The organism is Pseudoduganella lutea, from assembly GCF_004209755.1.
In the GTDB taxonomy this organism is placed as follows: Bacteria; Pseudomonadota; Gammaproteobacteria; order Burkholderiales; family Burkholderiaceae_D; genus Rugamonas; species Rugamonas lutea.
Genome location: NZ_CP035913.1, coordinates 6,077,898 through 6,098,817 on the forward strand (window position 1 = coordinate 6,077,898; position 20,920 = coordinate 6,098,817).

Below are 20,920 nucleotides of genomic sequence, written 5' to 3' on the forward strand. Positions count from 1 at the left end.
GGCAAGTGGTGGATTGCATACACCACCAGTGCCTGTCCGAAAGCTGACAACGCGACTTATCGGCCAGATTCACCGGCGGCCATGCCGCGCTCCGTCCGCAGGCATGCCATGAACCGGCCGAGCCGCTCGATCGCTTCCTGGAGTTGCGCGGTGCTGGCCGCATAGGATAACCGCACGTAGAAGTCCGCTTCGCAATGCCCGAAATCCTTGCCCGGCGTGAGCGCCACGTGCACTTCCTGCAAGACCCGTTCGCAGAATTGCCAGGACGTCAATCCCGTATCGCGCACGTCGAAGTACACATAGAAGGCGCCATCCGGCGGCACGGGCACCGGCAGGCCGATGCGCGCGAGGCCGTCGAGCACGAGTTCGCGACGGCGTGCGAATTCCACGCGGCGTTCCTCGCAGACGGCCAGCGATTCGGGCGTGAAGCACGCCAGTGCCGCCTGCTGGGCGATGGTCGACGGGCAGATATAGTAGTTCTGGGCCAGCCGTTCCATCGTCGGCACCAGTGCCTCGGGAACCACGCACCAGCCGAGCCGCCAGCCCGTCATGCCGAAATACTTGGAGAAGCTGTTGATGACGATGGCGTCGTCGTCCGACGCCAGCACCGTGCGCGGCGCATGGCCGGCGGCATCGCGGTCGCCCAGGTTCAGGTAGATCTCGTCGACGATCCGCCAGGCGTCATGCTCGCGTGCCCACGCGCAGATGGCGTCCAGTTCTTCCGGCAGCACCGAGGTGCCCGTCGGGTTCGACGGTGTCGCCACCATCACGCCGCGCGTGTGCGCCGTCCAGTGGGCGCGCACGCTGGCCGCGTCCAGCTGGAAGCGGCTTGCCGCATTCGTCGCCACCAGCCTGACGTCGGCGCCGAAGCTGCTGAGGAACTGGCGGTTGCAGGGATACGAGGGATCGCCGACGATGACCTGGTCGCCCGGATCGACCAGTGCGGCCGTCACCAGCAGCAGTGCGGCCGAGGCGCCGGCCGTCACGATGATGCGTTCCGGGGACAGCGTGAGGCCATGCTCGCGCAGGTAGAACCCGGCAATCGCGGCCCGCAGGGCCGGCAGGCCCAGCGCGGCGGTGTAGGGGAGGGCGCCATCTTCGGCCGCGGCGGCGGCGGCGCGGAGCACGGCGGCCGGAGCGCCGAAATCGGGCTCGCCGAGGCTCAAGCGGATCACGTCATGGCCAAGCTCGGCCAGGGCTGCGGCGCGCTTGCCGAACTCCATGGCGAAAAACGGGTCGACGGCTTGCGCGCGTTGGGAAATCTTCATCAGTTCATTCATGCGGTGCAAATGGGAACCCGCTAGTGTACCCGCTGCGCCGCCAAGGGCAAGGAGCGTAAAATGCCGGACCGCGACGCGACCTTCTTCCCATACCGATGACCCAGCCAGCACTGACCATTTCCCGCATCCTCCACGCCGGCTACGTGTTTGCCTGCGGCGGCACGCGCATCGCCTTCGATCCCATCTTTGAAAATCCATTCAGCCGCAACTGCCACGCTTTCCCCGCCGTGCGCTTCGACGTGGACGGCATTCGCCGCCAGCGGTTCGACGCGGTATTCATTTCGCATTTCCACGACGATCACTGCTCGTTCGACAGCCTCGACCTGCTGGACCGCGCCACGCCGCTGTACATCTACTGCCTTTTCGACGAGCTGTTCGACATGGTGCGCCAGCTGGGTTTTACCAGCGTGACGCCGTTGCGCCTGGATGTCCCGGTCGACGTCGGCGCATTCCAGGTGGTGCCCCGCGAAGCGATGGACGCGGACGTGGACTCGATGTTCCAGGTGAAGGCGGCGGGGCTGAACGTGCTCAATGTCGTCGATTCGTGGATCGACGACACCACGCTGGCGCCGCTGGTGGCGCAGGGGCCGTGGGACATGGTGCTGTGGCCATTCCAGACGATGCGCGAGCTCGAGGTGCTGGCGCCGTCGCGCTTCGCCGCCGCGCCGCCGTCACTGCCGGAAGAGTGGATACCCCAGCTGCGCGCGCTGGCGCCGCGCTATGTCGTGCCCAGTTCCTGCCAGTTCCAGCAGGAGCCATGGTCGTGGTACAACCGCGCGTTCTTCCCGATCTCGTATGCGCGGTTTGCGCAGGAAGTCACGGCGGCGCTGCCCGCCACCACGGTGGTGCGGCTCGATCCCTCGGTCTCGGTGGCGCTGGATGCCGTGTCGCTGCAGCCGGCGCCGCCGCTCGACTGGGTACTGCCCATCGGCGAGGGGAATGTGGATTACGCCTATCAGGGCAATGCCGCGCCGCCGCCGACCAGCGACATCGCGCGGCATTTCGCGCCGCTGACGGCAGGGCAGCATGCGCGTGTGCTCGACTTTTGCCGCATAGGGCTGCCGGACAAATATGGTACGGTGGAACCGGCATCGGAGTACTTCGACGAGCCGCGCACCTGGCAGCTGTCGGTCTACGATCACGCGGGCGTCGCCACGCACTTCCGCTACCGGCTGGAGCCCGGCGGCCCGGCCACGCCCGACGACGGCGTCACGCCGCCCGGCTGGACCACCGAGATTCCCGCCGCCCGGCTGTGGGCCGCGCTGGAGGAGGGCGAATCGCTGACGTCGATGTACCTGCGCATCAACGACGCCGTCTTCGATGCCGATACCGACAGCGCGCTGGCGCAGGCCGACGTCACCGACGATCCGCTGATCCGCTGCCTGTTCAGCGATACCTTCGGCGCCTACCAGGCGGCGCAGTTGCGCCGGGTGCTGGCGCGTTCGGGATCACCTGGCGCTCAGTTGCCAGCAACTGATTTGCCCAATCCGTTGCCCACTCATTTACCCAACAAATAAAGCGACTGGTTCCAGTCGTCCTGCCAGGGACGCAGGAAATCGTGCGACGCGAACGCGCGCTTCAACGGGCCGAGCGGCACGCCATACACATCGTGCAGCCCCAGCGCCAGCGTGACCGGATTCCATACGGCGTTGCGCTTGGATTTCCTGGCGCTGGCCTTTACGCGCGCGCCATCGTCGCCGAAGATGCCGATCGCGTCGTCGAGCGACTTTTCCATGTCCAGCCGTACGAGGCGCCCAAAGGCTGCCAGCACGTCGGCCTTGCCGATGCCCTGCTGCGATTCGCTGGCCGCCGGCGCTGGCCTGGTCGCTTCCGCCGCCGCGTGTTTCAGCTTGCCGGCCAGGCGCTCCACATCCTTCTTCTGGAAGCGCAACTGGTCGAGCGGCCGGCGAAAGCCCGGTTCCGGCAACCGGGCCACGATCTTGTAGGCGTCCTTCGTCATCGTGATCAGCACATCCTCGCTGCCCGCCGCGAGCCGGGCGATATCGCCCTCGAAGAAGATCGGCGCCGCATAGCCGCCGTTGGCGTCGCCGAACAGTTCCGGGTACGCGGGGTCGTAGTCCAGCCAGACATAGGGTGTGAGTTCGTGTTCGAGCAGGCGCGCCAGCGTCCATGGCGTGCCGGTCTGCGTTTCGAGCCAGGCGCAGGCTTCGGCTGTGGTGGCGCGGAAGGGCAGGTCGGTGGTGCTCATCGAATCTCTCGGCAGGAAAGGCGGGCCGCCATTGTAGTGCACGGGCGGCGATCGGGGGCCTGGCCCGGCGCCGTTCGGCGATAATACCGCCTCAATGACAAGATGAACGCTGCCGGCATGCCGGTGCAACGGGAACCACATGCAAGAGTTGATAGCGCAATTGCTCCGCCTTTACCTGCCTGCGGGCGCACCCGTGCCGCAGGGCCTGGAGGCCCACCTGGAAGGCCGGGCGACCCACGCCTTCGATCTCGTTAGGGACGGCGCGGTCCGCGCCATCGTCATCCCGTTCGAGCGGCAGCGTGATGCCGACGGTGCAATGCAGTGGGAGCGGCTGTGCGCCGTGGCCAACGCGCTGCAGGGCGAGCTGGGGCTGCCGGCGCCCGCGGTGAGCATTTCCGGCGCGGCCGGGTTTCGCCTGTGGCTGTCGTTCGAGCGGCCGATGCCGATCGTCCAGGCGCAAGTACTGCTCGACCTCGTTCGCACGGCGTACTGCCCTGACATGCCGCCGCTTACCGGCATTGGCGCGCCGATTGAGCTGCCGCCATGCCGCAACGCGGCGACGGACAAGTGGGCGGCATTCATCCACCCCGGCATGGGGGCCTCGTTCGCGGACGAGCCGGCGCTGGACATGATGCCGCCGCTCGCCGCGCAAGTCGCCTTCCTGCAAGGCTTGCAGCCGATCGACGACGAGCAGCTCCGGCATGCGCTCGACATCCTGCAGGCGGCGCAGCCGGAGACGGTGCCCGCACCCGCGCCCCGCGCTGCCGCCACGGAGCACGCGCCGGTTGCGCCCGCCGGCGATGTGCCTGCCGGGCTGCTGCTGAAGGACGCCACGCTCGAGGATATCGTGCGCCACCTGCACGCCAGGAACATCGAGCCGACGTTCCGGCATGTGCTGCCACGCGACTGACCCGGACGCGGCTTCGCTTACTTCCTGCTCTTGGCCTTGTCCCCGCCGGCAAACTGTTCGATCCTTGCCGTCGGCCCGGACACGATCAGCAGGTCGGCCGGCAGGATGCGGGTTTCCGGCCGGGCATGCTGGAAGTCCTCGTTGGCGCGCTTGACGCCGACGACGGTCACGCCGTGGCGCGTGCGCACATGCGATTCGGCCAGCGTCACGTTGTGCGTGTCCGCCGGCGCATGGATCTTGGCGATCGCGAAACCATCCTCGAACTCGATGAAATCCATCATCCGGCCCGTGATCAGGTGCGCCACGCGTTCGCCCATGTCCGCTTCCGGATATACGACATGATGCGCGCCGATGCGCTGGGCGATCTGGCCGTGTTCGGGCGTCAGCGCCTTGACCCAGATATCCTTGATGCCCAGTTCCGTGAGCACCATCAGCGTCATGAGGCTGGCCGCGAGGTCCGAGCCGATCGCCACGATCGCGTGGGAAAAATCGGCCACGCCCAGTTGCAGCATGACGTTCTCATTGGTCGAATCGGCCTGCACGGCATGCGTGAGGCGGTCGCCCCACACCTGCACCAGCTCTTCCTTCTTGTCGACGCCCATCACGTCGTGGCCCAGGTGCATCAGCGATTGCGCGACCGCGCCGCCGAACCTTCCCAGGCCGATGACGATGACGCTGTCGCTGGCCGAAAACGCGAACTGCTCCGTAAAAATCCTACCCCACAATTGGATGCTCCTCAGGAAAACGATAAGGCATGCGCCGTTCGCCGATGACCAGCGACGTGGCAAGCGTGATGGTGCCGACGCGGCCGAAGAACATCAGCAGCGCCAGCACGAACTGGCCCGCCGGCGGCAGGTCGGCGGTGATGCCCGTGGACAGGCCGGCGCTGCCGAAGGCGGCGATCACCTCGAAGATCACCTGGTCGGTCGGGAAATGCGAGATGCGCAGCAGTGCGATGGTGCCCACGGCGACGATCACGCTGCCGACGACCAGCACCGTGATGGCCTGCCGCTGCGCCGAAGCGCCGACGCGGCGGCCGAATGCCTCGGTATCGGCATGGCCCTTCGCCTCGGCGATCACGAGCAGCACGAGGATCATCACCGTGCCCACCTTCACGCCGCCGGCGGTACCGGCGCTGCCGCCGCCGACGAACATCAGGAAGTAGTGCAGGGCCCAGGTCTCCGGCGTCAGCGCACCGATGTCCACCGTGTTGAAGCCCACGGTGCGCGCGGAAGCCGACATGAACAGGCTGTTCAGCAGCTTCTCCGCGATGGACATGGGGCCGAAGGTCCGCGCATTGTCCCACTCGAACAGCAGGATGGCGACAAAGCCGCTGGCGACGAGTACCAGCGTGCCGGCCAGCGTCAGCTTGGTGTGCAGCGACCAGTGGCGCGGATCGCGGCAGCGGTCCCGCAGATCGTTCAGGATGGGGAAGCCGATGCCGCCGACCACCGCGGCGATCATGACCGGCAGCAGCACCAGCGCGTCGCCCGCATAGCGGATGAAGCCATCCGCATGGATCGAGAACCCGGCATTGTTGAAGGCCGACACGGCATGGAAGAAGCCGCTCCACGCGGCGTCGCCCCAGGCCATGTCGTGGCCGAAACGCATCCTTAATGTGAGGAGTGTGCCGATGACGAGCTGCGACAGGATCGTCACGCCGAGCACCAGCTTCGCCACGCTGGAAATGTCGCCGACCCACAGCGAGCGCGTTTCGGTCTGCGTCACCAGCCGCGTGCGCAGCCGCGGCGAGCGGTTCACCATCAGGCCGAGCAGCGTGGCCGCCGTCATCATGCCGAAGCCGCCCAGCTGGAACATGACCATGATCGTCGACTGGCCGAACACCGACCAGTAGGTGCCGGTGTCGACCAGCACGAGGCCCGTCACGCAGATCGCGGACACGGACGTGAAGAAGGCCACCATCGGCGGCGCCGGCACGCCGGCGGCGCGCGCCACGGGCAGCATCAGCAGCAGCGTGCCGATCGCGATCGCCAGGGCAAAGCCCAGGATGACCGTGCGCGCGGGGTGGAGGACTGTCTGTTTCAAGGTTCAGGCACCGGCATGGTGGCAAAGACCGACATGGTAATCGATGCCGCCGGTCCCGCCTAATCCCATGTGCCCGTCAGCAGCAACCGGTTTCCGCTTAGAAAATCGGTAACATCAGGCGAAGACCGGTGTCCGACACATTTTCCGGATGAAGCGCCCGGAAAAAGTGTCCGACACCACGCATGACAGACACCGGTTGTTTTGAAACATTTCCAGTCAAGTGATAACTAAGCGGCGCCTGTACCGGTACGTGTTGCCGGCGCTGCCGTCACGCCGGCACCGGTTCGCCCTGTGCATCCGGTATCCAGCACTCGCCGGCGCGGGCCACCAGCAGGCGCTCGGCGTGGGCCAGCCGCGCATCCGCCTCGACGATGTTGAGCATCGCCACCAGCAGCTGGCGCTGCAGGCCTGGGTCGGTGATTTCGCCAAGCACGCTGTCCAGCAATGCCGGGCCGATTTCCACTGCGCCGTGGCGCACCGTGCCGCCCAGCATGTCGCTGCACAGTTCGTCGAGCACTTCGCTGAACAGGGTCCAGTCGATGCCCAGGTCGCTCAGCACGGGAGCGTCTTTCAGCACCTGCAGTTCGGCCGGGTCGAGGTGGCCATCGACCACCATCGACAGGGCCAGGAGGCGGGCGCGGGCCTGCGGGCTGTTTGTTTCATACGGTCGCATTTCAGTTCCTTTGTTGGTCATGCGGCCCCACCGGGGCCGCGTCGTCATTACATTGATCAGGGCGATCAGTTATCGGTCTTCTTCGGCGGCAGCAGCAGGCTCGCCACCACGCTCGAGGCGATCAGGAAGGCCACCACCACCAGCGAAGCTTCCACCGGCATGTGGTACCACGGCATGATCAGCATCTTGGTACCGATGAACGCCAGCACCAGCGCCAGGCCATACTTGAGCAGGTGGAAGCGGTCGGCGATGTCGGCCAGCAGGAAGTACAGCGCCCGCAAGCCCAGGATCGCAAACAGGTTCGACGTGAACACGATGAACGGGTCGGTCGTGATCGCGAAGATCGCCGGGATTGAATCCACCGCGAAGATCAGGTCGGTCACCTCGATCAGGATCAGCACGAGGAACAGCGGCGTCACGTACAGCAGGCCGTTACGGCGCACCATGAACTTCTCGCCTTGCTCGTCCTCGGCCACGCGCAAATGCTTCTTGGCGAACTTCAGCACCGGGTTCTGCGTCACGTCCGGCTCCTGCTCGGACGCCATCAGCATCTTGATACCGGTGAACAGCAGGAACGCGCCGAACAGGTACAGCACCCACGAAAACTCCTTCACCACCCAGGCACCGGCCAGGATCATCACGGCCCGCATCACGATCGCGCCCAGCACGCCATAGATCAGCACGCGGCGCTGGTATTGCGGCGGCACCTGGAAGGCGCCGAAGATCAGCAGGAACACGAACACGTTGTCGACCGACAGCGCCTTCTCGATCAGGTAGCCGGACAGAAATTCCAGCGCCTTCTGGTCGGCGACCACTTCGCCCACTGTCCCCTTCAGGTGCCACCACAGGCCGGCGTTGAACAGCAGCGCCATCGTTACCCACACGCCCGACCATGCGGCCGCTTCCTTCACACTCACCTTGTGCGCCTTGTTACCGCCAAAGACGAACAAGTCGAGTGCCAGCATCACCAGCACGAATGCCACGAAGCCGGCCCACATGCCCGGTGTGGCTATATTTTCAAGTCCAGTCATATCGACCAACTCCTTAAGGAATATCAATACGCGAAGGATACCGGCGCCCGATTCATTGGACAAATCGAATATACTTGCCCGATACATCGAAAAAAACGATGAGTTATCGATCGATCATGTCTCGATGTCCAATCAACCATCCCGCCCGTCACGAACCATGAGCCTGAATTACAAGCATCTTCGATATTTCTGGATGGTGGCGCGCACTGGCACGATCGCCCGGGCGGCCGAGCAGCTGCACCTGACGCCGCAATCGATTTCCGGCCAGCTGACGGAATTCGCCGAGTCGCTCGGCGTGGAACTGTTCCGCCGGGCCGGGCGCACGCTGGAGCTCACCGAGGCCGGCACGCGCGTGCTCGGCTATGCCGACACGATTTTCCGCACGGGCGACGAACTGGTCGAAGCCCTGCACGACGAATCGGCGCACGCCACGCGCTTTCTCGTCGGCTGCGCCGATTCCGTGTCGAAAATGGTTGCCAGCCAGGTGCTGACACCCGCGCTGTCGCTGGCCGAGCCCGTGCGCCTCGTGTGCCGGGAAGGGCGGCTCGCCACGCTGCTGGGCGACCTGGCCGTGCACCGGCTCGACCTGATCATCGCGGACCGGCCGATGCCGCCCCACCTGGCCGTGCGCGGCTATTCGCACCTGCTGGGGGAAAGCGCGCTGAAGGTCTTCGGCGCGCCGGCCTTGCGTTCACGCCTGAAGGGGCCGTTCCCGCAATGCCTCGACAAGATGCCGATGCTGCTGCCGGGCGAGGATTTCGCCACGCGGCCGCGCGTGCTGCGCTGGCTCGAGGAACACGGGCTGCGGCCACGTATCGTCGGCGAATTCGACGACAGCGCGATGATGAAGGCGTTCGGGCGGGCCGGCGCGGGGCTGTTCTTTGCCCCCGGCGTGCTGGCCGACTATATCTGCAGGCAGTACGAGGTCGAGCAGTTCGGCGAGGCGCATGACGTGATGGACCAGGTGTATGCGATCACCACCGAGCGGCGCCTGAGCCATCCGGCCACCGTGGCGATCAGCCAGGAGGCGCGCAATCACCTGTTCGGCGGCTAGCGGCTTGTCCGACTTGGGACGTCGGAGCGAAAGATGGTCCGGTCCGGGCAAGCCGCTATGAGCCGGCGACGCCCCCGGTGTCATCCGTGGTCAACGTGACCGTAAACGCGCTGCCCAGCCCGAGCCCGTCGCTGTGTGCCGTGACCTGGCCGCCATGCAGCGCAACGATATTGCGCACCAGCGCGAGGCCGATGCCGAGGCCGCCCTGGGCGCGGTCGGGCGAACGCTCCGCCTGCGTGAACAGGTCGAACACATGCGGCAGCAACTGGTTGTCCAGGCCGATGCCGTTGTCGCGCACGCTGACCGTGAGTGCCGTGGCCGTCCGGTCGATGGCCAGTGTGATCCGCCCGCCCCGCGGCGTGTATTTAGCCGCATTGTTGAGCAGGTTGACGACCACCTGCACGAGCCGGTTCGGATCGCCGATGACGCGCGCGTCCGCGGCATCGCCTTCGATGGCGAACGCATGGTCGCGCGCCACGATGAGGGGGCGCGCCTGTTCCACGGCATTGGCGAGCATGGCCGCCACGTCCACGGGCACGCGGTCGAGCCGGATCAGGCCGCGGGTCACGCGCGACACGTCGAGCAGGTCGTCGACGAGCGACGTCATGTGCCGCACCTGCCGTGCGATCACGTCGCTGGCCCGGCGTATCGACTCCGCGCCTGCGCTGCCGCTCCGGAGCACATCCGCCGCCGCCGAGATCGGCGCCAGCGGGTTGCGCAGTTCATGGGCCAGCATGGCCAGGAATTCGTCCTTGCGGCGGTCCTGTTCGACCATCTCGTGGATGTCGGCATTCGCGCCGATCCATTCGCGCACGGCGCCGCCGGCGTCGGCGATCGGCACGCCCTTGACCGCCACCCAGCGGTAGTCGCCGTCCACGCGGCGGATGCGGTAGCGCGTCTCGAACACTGCGCGCGTCGCCACGCACTGGTTCCACAGCGCGGCCGTCGCATCGCGGTCGTCCGGGTGCAAGGCGTTCAGCCAGCCGTACTCCTTCCACTCGTCGTAGCGCTGGCCGGTGAATGCGCGCCACGACGGGGAATCCTCGACCACGCGGCCGTCGGGCGTGGTCGTCCAGACCATGTGCGATGTGGCCATCACGAGGGAGCGGAAACGCGCCTCGCGGTTGCGCAGCGCCTGTTCCGCCTCCACGCGCTCGGTGATGTCCTCGTGCATCAGCATCACTTCGAGGATATTGCCCTGGCCATCCTTGATCGGATGCGCGCGGGCGGTTACCCAGCGTGCCGGCCCGGCCCCGCCCAGTGCCGCGACGTCATAGCGGATGGCGGGGACCGCGACCGATTCGCCGGCAAATGCGCGGCGCAGATCCGCGACGATACCGGTCTCGATGAGTTGCGGATCTTCCAGCACGTTGTAGGCGGCGCTCAGCACATGGGCCTTCAGCGCCGAGCCTTCACGGATTTGCCACAGATCCTCCCACGCCTGGTTGACGTGCATCGTGCGTCCTCCCGGCGCGAGGATCTGGATGCTGACCGGCGCCTGCTCGAACAGGGCGCGGAATCGCATTTCGGGGCTTGCGCTGACGGTGGCGTCGGATGACGGGAACGTGGAGGCGGGTGGCATGGCTCGGACCTGGCGGAACAGTAGCCGGGCATGATGTCACAATTTTACGTTTCTTTGTGCAAAATAAATGTTTTGTGGTTCAATCCCGGGGCATGCCGGCGCGGCCTGGATCGCCGCGGGGTACCCCCGCGCCAGCGCGCTCACGGCCGCCGGGACTGCGGCGCCGCGGTGTAGCGATCGAGGAAATCGCGGAAGCGGCGGCCGGCGAATGCGGCGGCCGCCGCACGGTCGAAGCGGGCGATGTCGGCCTTGTCCGCCTTCGACGAATACAGCATGTAGAACGGCCGGGGCGGCATCGGCAGGCGCACCACGCGGATCGGGATGCCTGCCGCGCGGGCAAGGTAGCGTGGCGAATATTCGTTCTCGAAATAGGCCGCGTCGATCTCGCCAGTCTGGAGCCGGCGCAGGTTTTCGACCTGCCAGTCGGGTGTGGTCGTGCGAAGCCACCGGGCGCCGGACTTGCGCAGCGCGGGCGACAGCTCCGGCCCGGCGATCCAGCCGATGTCCAGGCCCGCCAGCTGGTCCAGCGAGTCCACGCCGCGCAGTGGCGAATCGTCGCGTACCGCCAGGTGCGGGCGGGCCAGCAAGTAGGTCCACCCGGCCGCCGTGGCTCCCAACTGGCGCACGCCCTCGCCGCTCGCCAGCAGCACCACGTCGAGCGTGCCGTCGCGCAGCGCTTGTACGGTTTCCGGCAACGACATCGGCGGCATCCAGCGAATGGCCACGCCGCCCGGCACCACTTCCCGCTCCAGGAAATCGCGCAATGCGCCGCGCAGCGGCCTGTTCGCCTCGCCAACGATCAGCGGGGCCACGATGAAGCCGCCGGCGCGCAGCGGGGCCGCGTGACCTGCGGTGCAGGCACTGGCCAGGAACACCGTCGACAGGAAGGCGGTAAGCGGACGGAACATGCGTGCATTGTAGTCCCGCACCAGCGCCCGGCGCCGCACACGCGGCATGTGGCGATCCAGGAGCCTACGCGGTGGTGCCGCCGATCGGCCCGTTGGCGGCGGGTGGGCAAGCGCCGGCGGCGGTCAGTGCGCCAAGCAGCTCTTCCGGTGCCACCGGCTTGACGAAGTGGCGGTCGAAGCCGGCCGCCGCGGCCTTTGCCTTGTCTTCGGCTCGGCCATATCCGCTCAGCGCGAACAGCACGACGTGCGGCCCGGCGATGGCGCGGATCTCGCGGGCCAGCGTGTAGCCATCCATGCCCGGCAGGCCGATGTCGAGGATGCACGCGTCCGGCCGGCACGCCCGCACGGCCGCCAGCGCCGACTCGGCGTCGTACAGGGCTTCGCAGTGGTGGCCGGCGCCGCGCAGCAGGATCGCCAGTGTGTCGGCGGCATCGCGGTTGTCGTCCACCAGCAGCAGCGCCATCGCTTTTCCCGGCAAGGCGGCCGGCGTGACGGTGACGGGCCGGTCGGGCAGTGCCACGGCGGGCAGCGAGACAGTGAAGCGGGCGCCGCGCCCGGGGCCGTCGCTGTCGGCCCGCACCGATCCGCCATGCAGCGCGACCATGCCGGAGACGATGGCCAGCCCGATGCCCAGGCCGCCCTGCGAACGGTCGGCACCGCGTTCGCCCTGCGTGAACAGCCCGAACACATGCGGCAGCAGTTCGGCTGGAATGCCGCACCCATCGTCGCTGACGGCCAGCATGGCCTGGCCGCCATCGTCGTGGAGCGTCACGCCGATATTGCCGCCCGGCGCGGTGAAGCGGATCGCATTGCTGAGCAGGTTGGCAACCACCTGTGTCAGGCGCGCGCGGTCGCCATCGACCCCCAGCGGCGTGGCCGGCAGCGCCGCCTCCAGGCGGTGTCGCTTCGCATCGAGCAGCGGCTGTACCTGCTCGAGCGCGTCGCGCACGGCCTCGCGCAGGTCGAAAGGGTGGCGCACCAGTTCGATCTTGCCGCGGCTGATGCGCGCCGCGTCAAGCAGGTCGTCCACCAGGCGCGACAGGTGCGACGCCTGCCGCGCGACGATGGCGGCGGCCATCGCGACCTGCGCCGGCTGCGCGATGCCGCGTTGCAGCAGCGTGGCCGCGGCGCTGATCGGCGCGAGCGGGTTGCGCAACTCGTGCGCCAGCATCGCCAGGAATTCATCCTTGCGCCGTTCTGCCGCGCGCAGGCCCTGTTCGGCCACTTCCCGGGCGGTCACGTCGATCGTCACGCCCCGCAACTGGTGCACGCCGCCATCCTGCCCGACGATGCAGCGGCCGCGCAGGTCGAGCCACATCGCTGCGCCGTTGTCGGCGCGCCGGGCGCGCACGATCATCTGGTATTCGCCGCGCCGGGCGATGGCCGCCGCGCGCGCCTCGAGCAGGCGGGGCAGGTCGTCGGGGTGCACGAGGTGCCATGGCCGGCGCAACGTTTCCAGTGACGCGCCGAACAGGACGATCGCGCTGTCCGAGAACAGGACCTCGTCGCGCACCAAGTCGAATTCCCAGACCGCCATGCGGGCCGCCATCAAGCCATCCTTCAGCCGCTCCTCGTTCAGCAGCAGGGCTTCGCGGGCACGCCGCGCTTCGCTGACATCCACACCCGACAGGAACACGCCCGCTGGCGGACCGTCGCCGGCAATCGGCTGCAGCGCGAAGTCGATGTAGCGCAGCCGTTCCGCCGGGCTGCCGCCGTTCCCCACATGGACGGGCGTTTCCCGGGCAGCATACGAGGTACCGCCACGAAACGCCGCATCGAGCTGGGCCACCAGGTGGCCGGATGCCAGTTCCGGCACGGCGGTGGCGAACGGCGTGCCGACCAGGCCGGTGCGGCCGACCAGCGCGTCGAAATCGGTATTGGTCAATTCGATCAGGTGGCCCGGCCCGCGCAGGATCACGACGAAGCCCGGCGCCTGCAGCAACAGGTGGTACAGGTGGTCGCGCTGGGCCTCGCTTTGCGCCACGCGCTCGTCGGCAAGCGCCTGTTCGGCGCGCAGTGCACGCCCCGCATAGATGCGCCCCAGGCCGCCCAGGTAGATCGAGAGCAAGCCCAGCAGCGCATAAGCGCCGATCGCCGCCGGCTCGCTGCCTTCCAGGGCGGGCGGCGTGCCGTGCGGATCGAGCATCCACACGCCGGCGAACAGCCCGGTGAGGAACACGAGCAGGGCCGGCCCATGGCCGAACGCGGCCGCCGCGAACACGAGGCAGGGGCTGAACACGAGAAAGGGCGCGCGGCCGCCGTCGAACCGCCACTGAAGCACCTGCAGCGCCACCGCCAGCACGGCCAGCGTGGCGGCGCCACCCCAGCGGGCACGGGGGCCGAGCGAAGCCATCCTGCGAACTACGCGCGCGTTTCCGAACATGTAAGCCTTTGGTCAGGTGCCGGCCCGGGTTTCCCGGCCTTGCCGAGGCAGAGTTTAACAATGCAGGCAATGGGCTCGCGCACGCCACACCACGCCATGCCATGCCGCGTCACGTCACGCCGCGCCGCGGGTGGCATTGCGGGCGGCCTGGCTGACTTTGGGTGGCCTTCAGGTTTGCCGACGGGCGCGGGTTCTGTTGACATTGTGGCTGTGTGGCAGCTGGCGCCGAACGCCGGGTGCCGAGTGCCGAGTCCTGAGTTCCAGGCATTGATCGCCAATTGGCATCGAGGGGACCGCGACCATCAGGCAGGAGAACGCCAAGCAGAAGTACAGCGAGCAGAAAATCAGCGCGCAGAAATCAGCAGGCAGAAATCAGCGAGCAGAAACAGGGAGCAGAAAACAGGGAGCAGAAAACAGGGAGCGGAAAACAGGGAGCAGAAAACAGGGAGCGGAAAACAGGGAGCGGAAAACAGGAGCGGAAAACAGGGAGCGGAAAACAGGGAGCGGAAAACAGCGAGCAGAAAAACAGCGAGCAGAAAAACAGCGGCATGAGTATTGCGGGCAAGCCGGTTCGAAAGCGGCCGCGCTGAGTCCGCAAGCAGCGATATACACTTGGCTCCTGCGGCCTGCGCCTCCGGCGCCGAGCGGTGGGCAATGGGCGGCAGGCGGCAGGCGGCAGGCGGCAGGCGGCCTCCGCCCCATGGCCGAGGCGAGCTGGCAGCCCCAACTGCAGTGGCAGCCAACGGCTTGCTGGCTATATATGCACGGTTCCGCAGTCACGGCTCACGCCTCGTTCGGTCTCGGATTGTCTGCCGTTTGTCTCGCCGGGTTTGAAATTCTCCCAGCGAATCAGGGAATTGCAGCATACCCGCGAGGCACTGGCGAGGCGTTCCGATAGCAAATGAGGCGCCCGCGCTGAGCCCCCAACCATCGATATATACTCGGCCCTTTGCGGCCTCGGCCGGCGGCGGGGGGCAGGATGGCAGGCGGTGGACGACTGGTGGCAGGTGGCAGGTGGCAGGCGGCAGGCGGCAGCCGGCAGGCGGCACGGGCCCCTGGCCAAGGCGATCTCGCAGTCTCAACCGCGGTGGGAGCCGACGGCTTGCCGGCTATATATGCACGGTTCCCCAATCACTGCTCCCGCCTCGTTCGGTCTCAGATTGTCTGCCGGTTGTCTCGTCGAGTTTGAAATTCTCCCAGCGAATCAGGGCATTGCAGCATACCCGCGAGGCGTTGGTGAGGCGTTCCGATAGCAAACGAGGCGCCCGCGCTGAGCCCCCAACCATCGATATATACTCGGCCCCTTGCGGCCTCGGCCGGCGGCGGGGGCATGATGCAGGACGGGGCACGGCAAGCAACGGGCAGCAGGCAGCGGGCAGCGGGCAGCAGGCGACGGGTGGCGTGCGACAGGTAGCAGGCGGCCCGGCCCCTGGCGCGGCGATTTGGCAGCCTCAACCGCAGTGGGAGCCAACGGCTTGCCGGCTATATATGCACGGTTCCCCAGTCACGGCTCGCGCCTCGTTCCGTCTCGGAGTGTCTGCTGTTTGTCTCGCCGGTTTCGAAATTCTCCCAGCAAATCAGCACATTGCAATACACCCGCGAGGCACTTGCGAGGCATTCCGAAAGCGAACGAGGCGCCCGCGCTGAGCCCCCAACCATCGATATATACCTGGCTCCTTGCGGCCTCAGCCGCGGCCGGCAGCGGGCGGCCTCGGCTGGCCAAAGTAATCTGGCAGCCTCAACCGCATGGCAGCCGACACTTGCTGGCTATATATGCATGGTTCCCCGGTTACGGCTCGCGCCTCGTCCGGTCTCGGAGTGTCTGCTGGTTGTCTCGCCGGTTTCGAAATTCCTCCAGCAAATCAGCACATTGCAATACACCCGCGAGGCACTTGCGAGGCATTCCGAAAGCGAACGAGGCACCCGCGCTGAGCCCCCAACCATCGATATATACCTGGCTCCTTGCGGCCTCAGCCGCGGCCGGCAGCGGGCGGCGGGCTGCCTCGGCTGGCGAAAGTAATCTGGCAGCCTCAACCGCATGGCAGCCGACACTTGCTGGCTATATATGCATGGTTCCCCGGTCACGGCTCGCGCCTCATTCGGTCTCGGAGTGTCTGCTGGTTGTCTCGCCGGTTTCGAAATTCCTCCAGCAAATCAGCACATTGCAATACACCCGCGAGGAACTTGCGAGGCATTCCGAAAGCGAACGAGGCACCCGCGCTGAGCCCCAACCATCGATATATACCCGGCTCCTTGCGGCCTCGGCCGGCGGCGGACACATGATGCAGCATGAGGACGGCAGGCGACGGGGGCAGGCAGCAGGCAGCAGGCAGCAGGCAGCAGGCAGCGGGCAGCGGGCAGCAGGCGGCAGGTGGCAGGTGGGCTCGACCATATTGCTGTGGCAACGTGGCACCTTCAATAACTGCCCCGACACTTGCCCGCCCTATGGACAGGGGCGCCCAGTTCCAGCTTGCGCCTCGTTCAGTCTCGGGCCGGCTCTTTTCTGGCTCGCCGATTTTGCATTTTCTCGGCTGAACCAGCGCCTTGTTGCACACCAGCGAGCACTTGCGAGGAATCTGAGTACTTGCGAGGCGTTTCGAAAGGCATCCGGGACGCCAGTCCAGGCATCCAACCATCGATACAACCGGATTCGGACGGCATGGCATATGGCACAGCTACCGCAAGCAGCACCCTAGCACGGCATCACGCCAGCACGGCAGCACGGCATCACGCCAGCACGGCAGCACGATTAAATGGCTGCGCGACCGGCAAGCCGCAGCCATCGGCTCTACCGTGGCACGCTGGCGGCCAGTGCAGGCGACACAACGCCGGTCCAGCCCGCGTTCATGCCAGCCGGGCTGGCTGGGCCGGCAGGCCCGGCGAAGCGGCCACGCAGACCCGGTCGCGCCCGCCATGTTTGGCGGCATACATCGCCGTGTCGGCGGCCTGCATCAGCGACTCGGGGCTGTCGCCATGGACCGGGAACGCGGCCACGCCGAACGAGGCGGAGGGCTCAGCACGTCCTTGTTGACGGTGAGGTTCAGGGCCCGGATGTCCTGGCGCAGGCGCTCGGCACGGCTGGCCGCGATCTCCAGCGTGCAGTCCGGCAGCAGCACGACCAGTTCCTCGCCGCCGTAGCGGCACGCCACGTCGCTGCCGCGGATCGATTGCAGCAGCACGCGGCCCACGTGGCGCAGCAGCAGGTCGCCGGCCTCGTGGCCGAACGTGTCGTTGACGCGCTTGAAGTGGTCGAGGTCCAGCATGATCAGGGCCAGCGGCACGTCGCGGCGCTCGGCGCGCGCCAGTTCCCGCTTCAGTGTCTCGTCCAGGTAGCGCCGGTTGTACAACTGCGTCAGCGGATCGATCACGGACTGGTGCCGCAACGAGGCGCGCAACTGCACGTTCGACAGCGCCAGCGCCACCTGTTCGCCCAGCTGCAGGATCCACGTGCGTTCTGTGGCGCTGTCGTCCTGGCCGAGCGCCATCCCTTCGGCCGTGATGAAGCCGATGACGTTGCCCTGCGTGACCAGCGGCAGGCAGATGCGCGGCAGCCGTGAGCCGGCCTGCGCCACGTGGCGGCAGGTGAGAGTGCCTTCATTGCCCAGCGTGAAATGCTGGGCACCCTTGCGCAGGGCCCAGCAGTCGAGCGGCTCGACGACGTCGGGATCGCTGGCGCTGCCCCAGGTTGCCTTGCGTTCGAGCACGTCGCGGGAATGGCGGTACAGGTACATCGAGCCGGACAACGCCGGCAGCAGCTGGCCGAAGTACAGCGCCACGATCTGCGCGCCTTCGTCCAGCGTTTCGGCCAGTTCCAGCGCGTGCAGCATCTCGCCGCCGCTTTGCAGCTGGACGTTGCGCCGTTCGGCCATGTCGGCCGTGAGCCGCAGCTGGCGGGATACTTCATTGGCATGTTGCTCGGCCTTGCGGCGCTGCGACAGCGCATTGCTGCCGACCGCGCCCATGAGGACCAGCAGCACGATATCGATGACGGTGGCCACGCTCGAGACATTCGCGGCAAGACGGGAGCGCGCGGCAAGCTCATCGCGCAGCGTGGTCCGGTAACGGCGATAGGCCGCCTCCTGCGTGCCGATCAGGACCCGCAGCCGGTCCATGTACTGCTTGCCGCGCCCCGTGTCGACGAGCGCCCCCGCGGCGACGCCGCCCTGCGCCGAGCGCACGCGCACAACGTCGCGCATGTAGGCGACCTTTGTTTCGGACAGGCGGGCGATCTCTTCCAGCGCCTTTCGTTCGGCGGCCGGTATCTTGTCCGCGGCCAGCGCCTGCTTCAGCGAAGGGAGCGCCCGCAGGGCGTCGTAATAGGGTACGAGGAATTCCTGCCGGCCGGTGATGACGTAGCCCCGCTGGGCCGCCTCGGCGTCGCTCAGGTAGTTGAGCAGCACCCCATATTCGCGTTCGCGCGTGGTGGTGGTATCCAGCTCTTCCATCACCCTGGTCACGCTCGCGGCGAGAAAATGGGACACCAGTGCAATGCCGGACATGAAGACGATGATGCAGGCGGCCGCTATCTTGAGTTTTGTTTCGACACGCATGTAGGGTGGACGCTCTCTCACGGGCGAAAGCGCTCACTGTAGCAAAAAGGCCGGCACAAGAGCGCCGGCCCGCGGCATCCCCTGCTACCCGTGTTCAGGCCGCCGTGTTCACGCGCTGATCCTGAACTCGCCGACCAGCGCCACCAGCGTGGCCGCCTGCTGTTCGAGACTCTCGGCCGCGGCGGCTGCTTCCTCCACGAGCGCGGCGTTCTGCTGCGTCACGCCATCCATCTGCACGATGGCCTGGTTGACCTGGCCGATACCACCGCTCTGCTCGGCGCCCGCCGCGGCGATCTCCGCGATGATGGACGCCACCTGGCGCACGCTGGCAACGACGCCGTCCATGGTGGCGCCGGCATCCTTCACCAGCGCGCTGCCGCGGTGCACCTGCGCGGCGGAGTCGCCGATCAGGGCCTTGATTTCCTTGGCCGCGCTGGCGCTGCGCTGCGCCAGCGTGCGCACTTCGCTGGCCACGACCGCGAAGCCGCGGCCCTGTTCGCCCGCCCGCGCCGCCTCCACGGCCGCGTTCAGGGCCAGGATATTGGTCTGGAAGGCGATGCTGTCGATCACGGCGATGATGTCCACCACCTTGCTCGACGACGCGTCGATCGCCGCCATGGTATCGACCACCTGGGCCACCACGGCACCGCCCCGCAGCGCCACGTCCGAAGCGTTGTCCGCCAGCTGGCGCGCCTGGGCGGCGTTGTCCGAGTTCTGGCGCACGCTGCCGGTCAGCTGTTCCATCGACGCCGCCGTTTCCTCCAGCGCGCTGGCCTGCTGCTCGGTGCGGGCCGACAGGTCGGCGTTGCCCTGCCGGATCTCGGCGCTGGCCGTGGCCACGCTGGTGGAACTGTCGCGCACCCGGGCCAGCACGTTCTCGATCTTGGCGATGAAGCTGTTGAAGCCCGTGGCGATCACGGCCAGTTCGTCGCTGCCCCGCACGGTCAGCCGCGCGGACAGGTCGGCATTGCCGCTTGCCAGTTGCGTCATCGCGCCGGCCAGCGTGCGCAGCGGCCGTGTCATGCGGCGCAGCACCGTCACCATGGCGATCGCGGCGACCAGCGCGCAGAGCGCCGAGGCCGCCAGCGTGTACATCAGCTGCTCGCGTGCCGGCGCGGTCGCGACCTGTTCCGGGAAGGACAAGCGCACGGCCCACGGTGCGACGTCGGCGTGCAACCGCACGGGTTGCAGCAGGTGCACGACGCCATCGGCGTCATACTCGAAAGGCTTGCCGGCGCGGATGGCTTCCAGCGCCGCGGCCGGCATGTCATTGGCCTGCTTGCCGTTACGCTCGAGCACCGGATGGCTGGCATACAGGCCGCCATTCGAGATCAGCGCCAGCTCCGCGCCCTCGATCGTCTTCATTTCGGCCAGGATACCCGTCAGTTTCGTCAGCATGAAGTCGCCGGTGACCACGCCGCGCACACCGTCCTTGGTGACGATCGGCGCCACCAGCGAGGCGATCAGCACGTCCTTGCCGTTCACGGGATAGGCATACGGTTCCGAGAAATAGCGCTTGCCGGTTTTCTTCGGCACGTCGTACCAGTCGTTGCCGCCCGGCGTGGTGGTGAATTCGATCGGTACCACGTTCACGCCGCCACCTTCCGCGCGGGTGAAATAGGGCATGTGGCGCCCGGTGGCATCGAAGCGGGGCTTCTGGCCGGCGAACTCGGCGTCCCTGCCGTCCAGCGCGTTCGGTTCCATCGTGGCGGACGTGCCCACCAGGTCTTCCGTGCCCAGCAGCACGGCCTTCGTGAAACTGTCCACCTGGTCACGGTTCGGCGCGTGCCCGTTGGCCAGCGTATTGCCCAGGCCACCGGCCAGCGTCGCCACGGCGGTCAGGTTGCTGCCCAGGCGCCCCTGCATCGCCGCGGCAGCTTCGGCAGCGGTGGTGTGCGCCAGGCGCATCGCCGCTTCGTGCGCCGTGTCGCGGCCGCGGATGCCCGTCACCGTAGCGGTGATGGCGAGGCTGATGATCACGAGAGCGGTGGCGGCGAGGGTGATGCGGGCGTTGAGCGACAGGGTGCCGCGCGACGGTTTGATGATTGCGAGGTTCATAGACGACTCCGGAAACGGATGGTGAATATATCCAGGCGGCAATAGTAACGTTGGCTGGCGAAGGCATGCCGGCCTGGTCCCGAACCGGCATGCATTTCGACAGGCACTGCGTCGCCCACGCAACAGAACGACGGTTTTGCGTTAATTCGGATACAACGTGTTGTCAACTGTGCAGTACTGTGGTTATTGCTCGGCGGCACGGTCCCGCCGCATGTGCGGGCACTATCTTATAATCA

At 67.1% G+C, this 20,920-nt stretch carries 13 protein-coding genes and 1 pseudogene; 3 read left to right on the plus strand and 11 right to left on the minus strand.

The genetic code is table 11. The features are described 5' to 3' along the window. Positions 1-56: 56 nt before the first annotated feature. Positions 57-1,268: a pyridoxal phosphate-dependent aminotransferase gene (locus EWM63_RS25700; protein WP_130189070.1), complete on the minus strand. Its 1,212-nt coding sequence runs from the start codon at positions 1,266-1,268 to the stop codon at positions 57-59. A gap of 107 nt (positions 1,269-1,375) precedes the next feature. Between EWM63_RS25700 and EWM63_RS25705 the strand changes: the two genes are divergently transcribed. Continuing rightward, a complete protein-coding gene (locus EWM63_RS25705; RefSeq protein WP_130189071.1) occupies positions 1,376-2,797 on the plus strand; it encodes an MBL fold metallo-hydrolase in 1,422 nt (473 codons plus the stop codon). Here the strand turns inward: EWM63_RS25705 and EWM63_RS25710 are convergent. Further along, positions 2,779-3,489 carry a hypothetical protein gene (locus EWM63_RS25710; RefSeq protein WP_130189072.1) on the minus strand — a complete coding sequence of 237 codons (711 nt, stop codon included), beginning with the start codon at positions 3,487-3,489 and terminating at the stop codon, positions 2,779-2,781. The two genes, EWM63_RS25705 and EWM63_RS25710, sit on opposite strands and share 19 nt — an antisense overlap. A 139-nt stretch (positions 3,490-3,628) precedes the next feature. Here EWM63_RS25710 and EWM63_RS25715 point away from each other — a divergent pair, with 139 nt between their 5' ends. Further along, positions 3,629-4,399 carry a hypothetical protein gene (locus tag EWM63_RS25715; protein WP_130189073.1) on the plus strand — a complete coding sequence of 257 codons (771 nt, stop codon included), beginning with the start codon at positions 3,629-3,631 and terminating at the stop codon, positions 4,397-4,399. Between the two features lie 17 nt (positions 4,400-4,416). On the opposite strand, the gene EWM63_RS25720 is transcribed toward EWM63_RS25715, so the two are convergent. The 4 genes from EWM63_RS25720 to EWM63_RS25735 form a co-directional block, all read right to left on the minus strand. Further along, complete coding sequence (locus tag EWM63_RS25720; protein WP_130189074.1) at positions 4,417-5,124, minus strand: potassium channel family protein; 708 nt, start codon at positions 5,122-5,124, stop codon at positions 4,417-4,419. Next, positions 5,114-6,445: a TrkH family potassium uptake protein gene (locus EWM63_RS25725; RefSeq protein ID WP_229487506.1), complete on the minus strand. Its 1,332-nt coding sequence runs from the start codon at positions 6,443-6,445 to the stop codon at positions 5,114-5,116. Before EWM63_RS25725 ends, EWM63_RS25720 begins: the two co-directional genes overlap by 11 nt. Positions 6,446-6,713: 268 nt before the next feature. Beyond that, positions 6,714-7,118, minus strand: coding sequence for a tellurite resistance TerB family protein (locus EWM63_RS25730; protein ID WP_130189075.1), 405 nt, complete (start codon positions 7,116-7,118; stop codon positions 6,714-6,716). 65 nt (positions 7,119-7,183) lie between these two features. Further along, positions 7,184-8,149, minus strand: a complete 966-nt coding sequence (locus EWM63_RS25735; protein WP_207221154.1) for a TerC family protein — start codon at positions 8,147-8,149, stop codon at positions 7,184-7,186. Positions 8,150-8,306: 157 nt separating this feature from the next. On the opposite strand from EWM63_RS25735, the gene nhaR reads away from it, so the two are divergent. Next, a complete protein-coding gene (gene nhaR / locus EWM63_RS25740) occupies positions 8,307-9,203 on the plus strand; it encodes a transcriptional activator NhaR (protein WP_130189076.1) in 897 nt (298 codons plus the stop codon). 55 nt (positions 9,204-9,258) lie between these two features. On the opposite strand, the gene EWM63_RS25745 is transcribed toward nhaR, so the two are convergent. The 5 genes and pseudogenes from EWM63_RS25745 to EWM63_RS25785 form a co-directional block, all read right to left on the minus strand. Then, on the minus strand, positions 9,259-10,785 hold the full coding sequence (locus EWM63_RS25745; RefSeq protein ID WP_130189077.1) for a PAS domain-containing sensor histidine kinase: 1,527 nt from the start codon (positions 10,783-10,785) through the stop codon (positions 9,259-9,261). 140 nt (positions 10,786-10,925) lie between these two features. Then, positions 10,926-11,741 carry a transporter substrate-binding domain-containing protein gene (locus EWM63_RS25750; protein ID WP_130189078.1) on the minus strand — a complete coding sequence of 272 codons (816 nt, stop codon included), beginning with the start codon at positions 11,739-11,741 and terminating at the stop codon, positions 10,926-10,928. A 16-nt stretch (positions 11,742-11,757) separates the two neighbouring features. Beyond that, positions 11,758-14,046, minus strand: coding sequence for a hybrid sensor histidine kinase/response regulator (locus EWM63_RS25755; RefSeq protein WP_165390926.1), 2,289 nt, complete (start codon positions 14,044-14,046; stop codon positions 11,758-11,760). 2,988 nt (positions 14,047-17,034) lie between these two features. Then, positions 17,035-18,626, minus strand: a pseudogene (locus EWM63_RS25780) (diguanylate cyclase); the annotation flags it as partial. A gap of 108 nt (positions 18,627-18,734) precedes the next feature. Next, on the minus strand, positions 18,735-20,684 hold the full coding sequence (locus EWM63_RS25785; protein WP_130189084.1) for a methyl-accepting chemotaxis protein: 1,950 nt from the start codon (positions 20,682-20,684) through the stop codon (positions 18,735-18,737). Positions 20,685-20,920 lie beyond the last annotated feature (236 nt).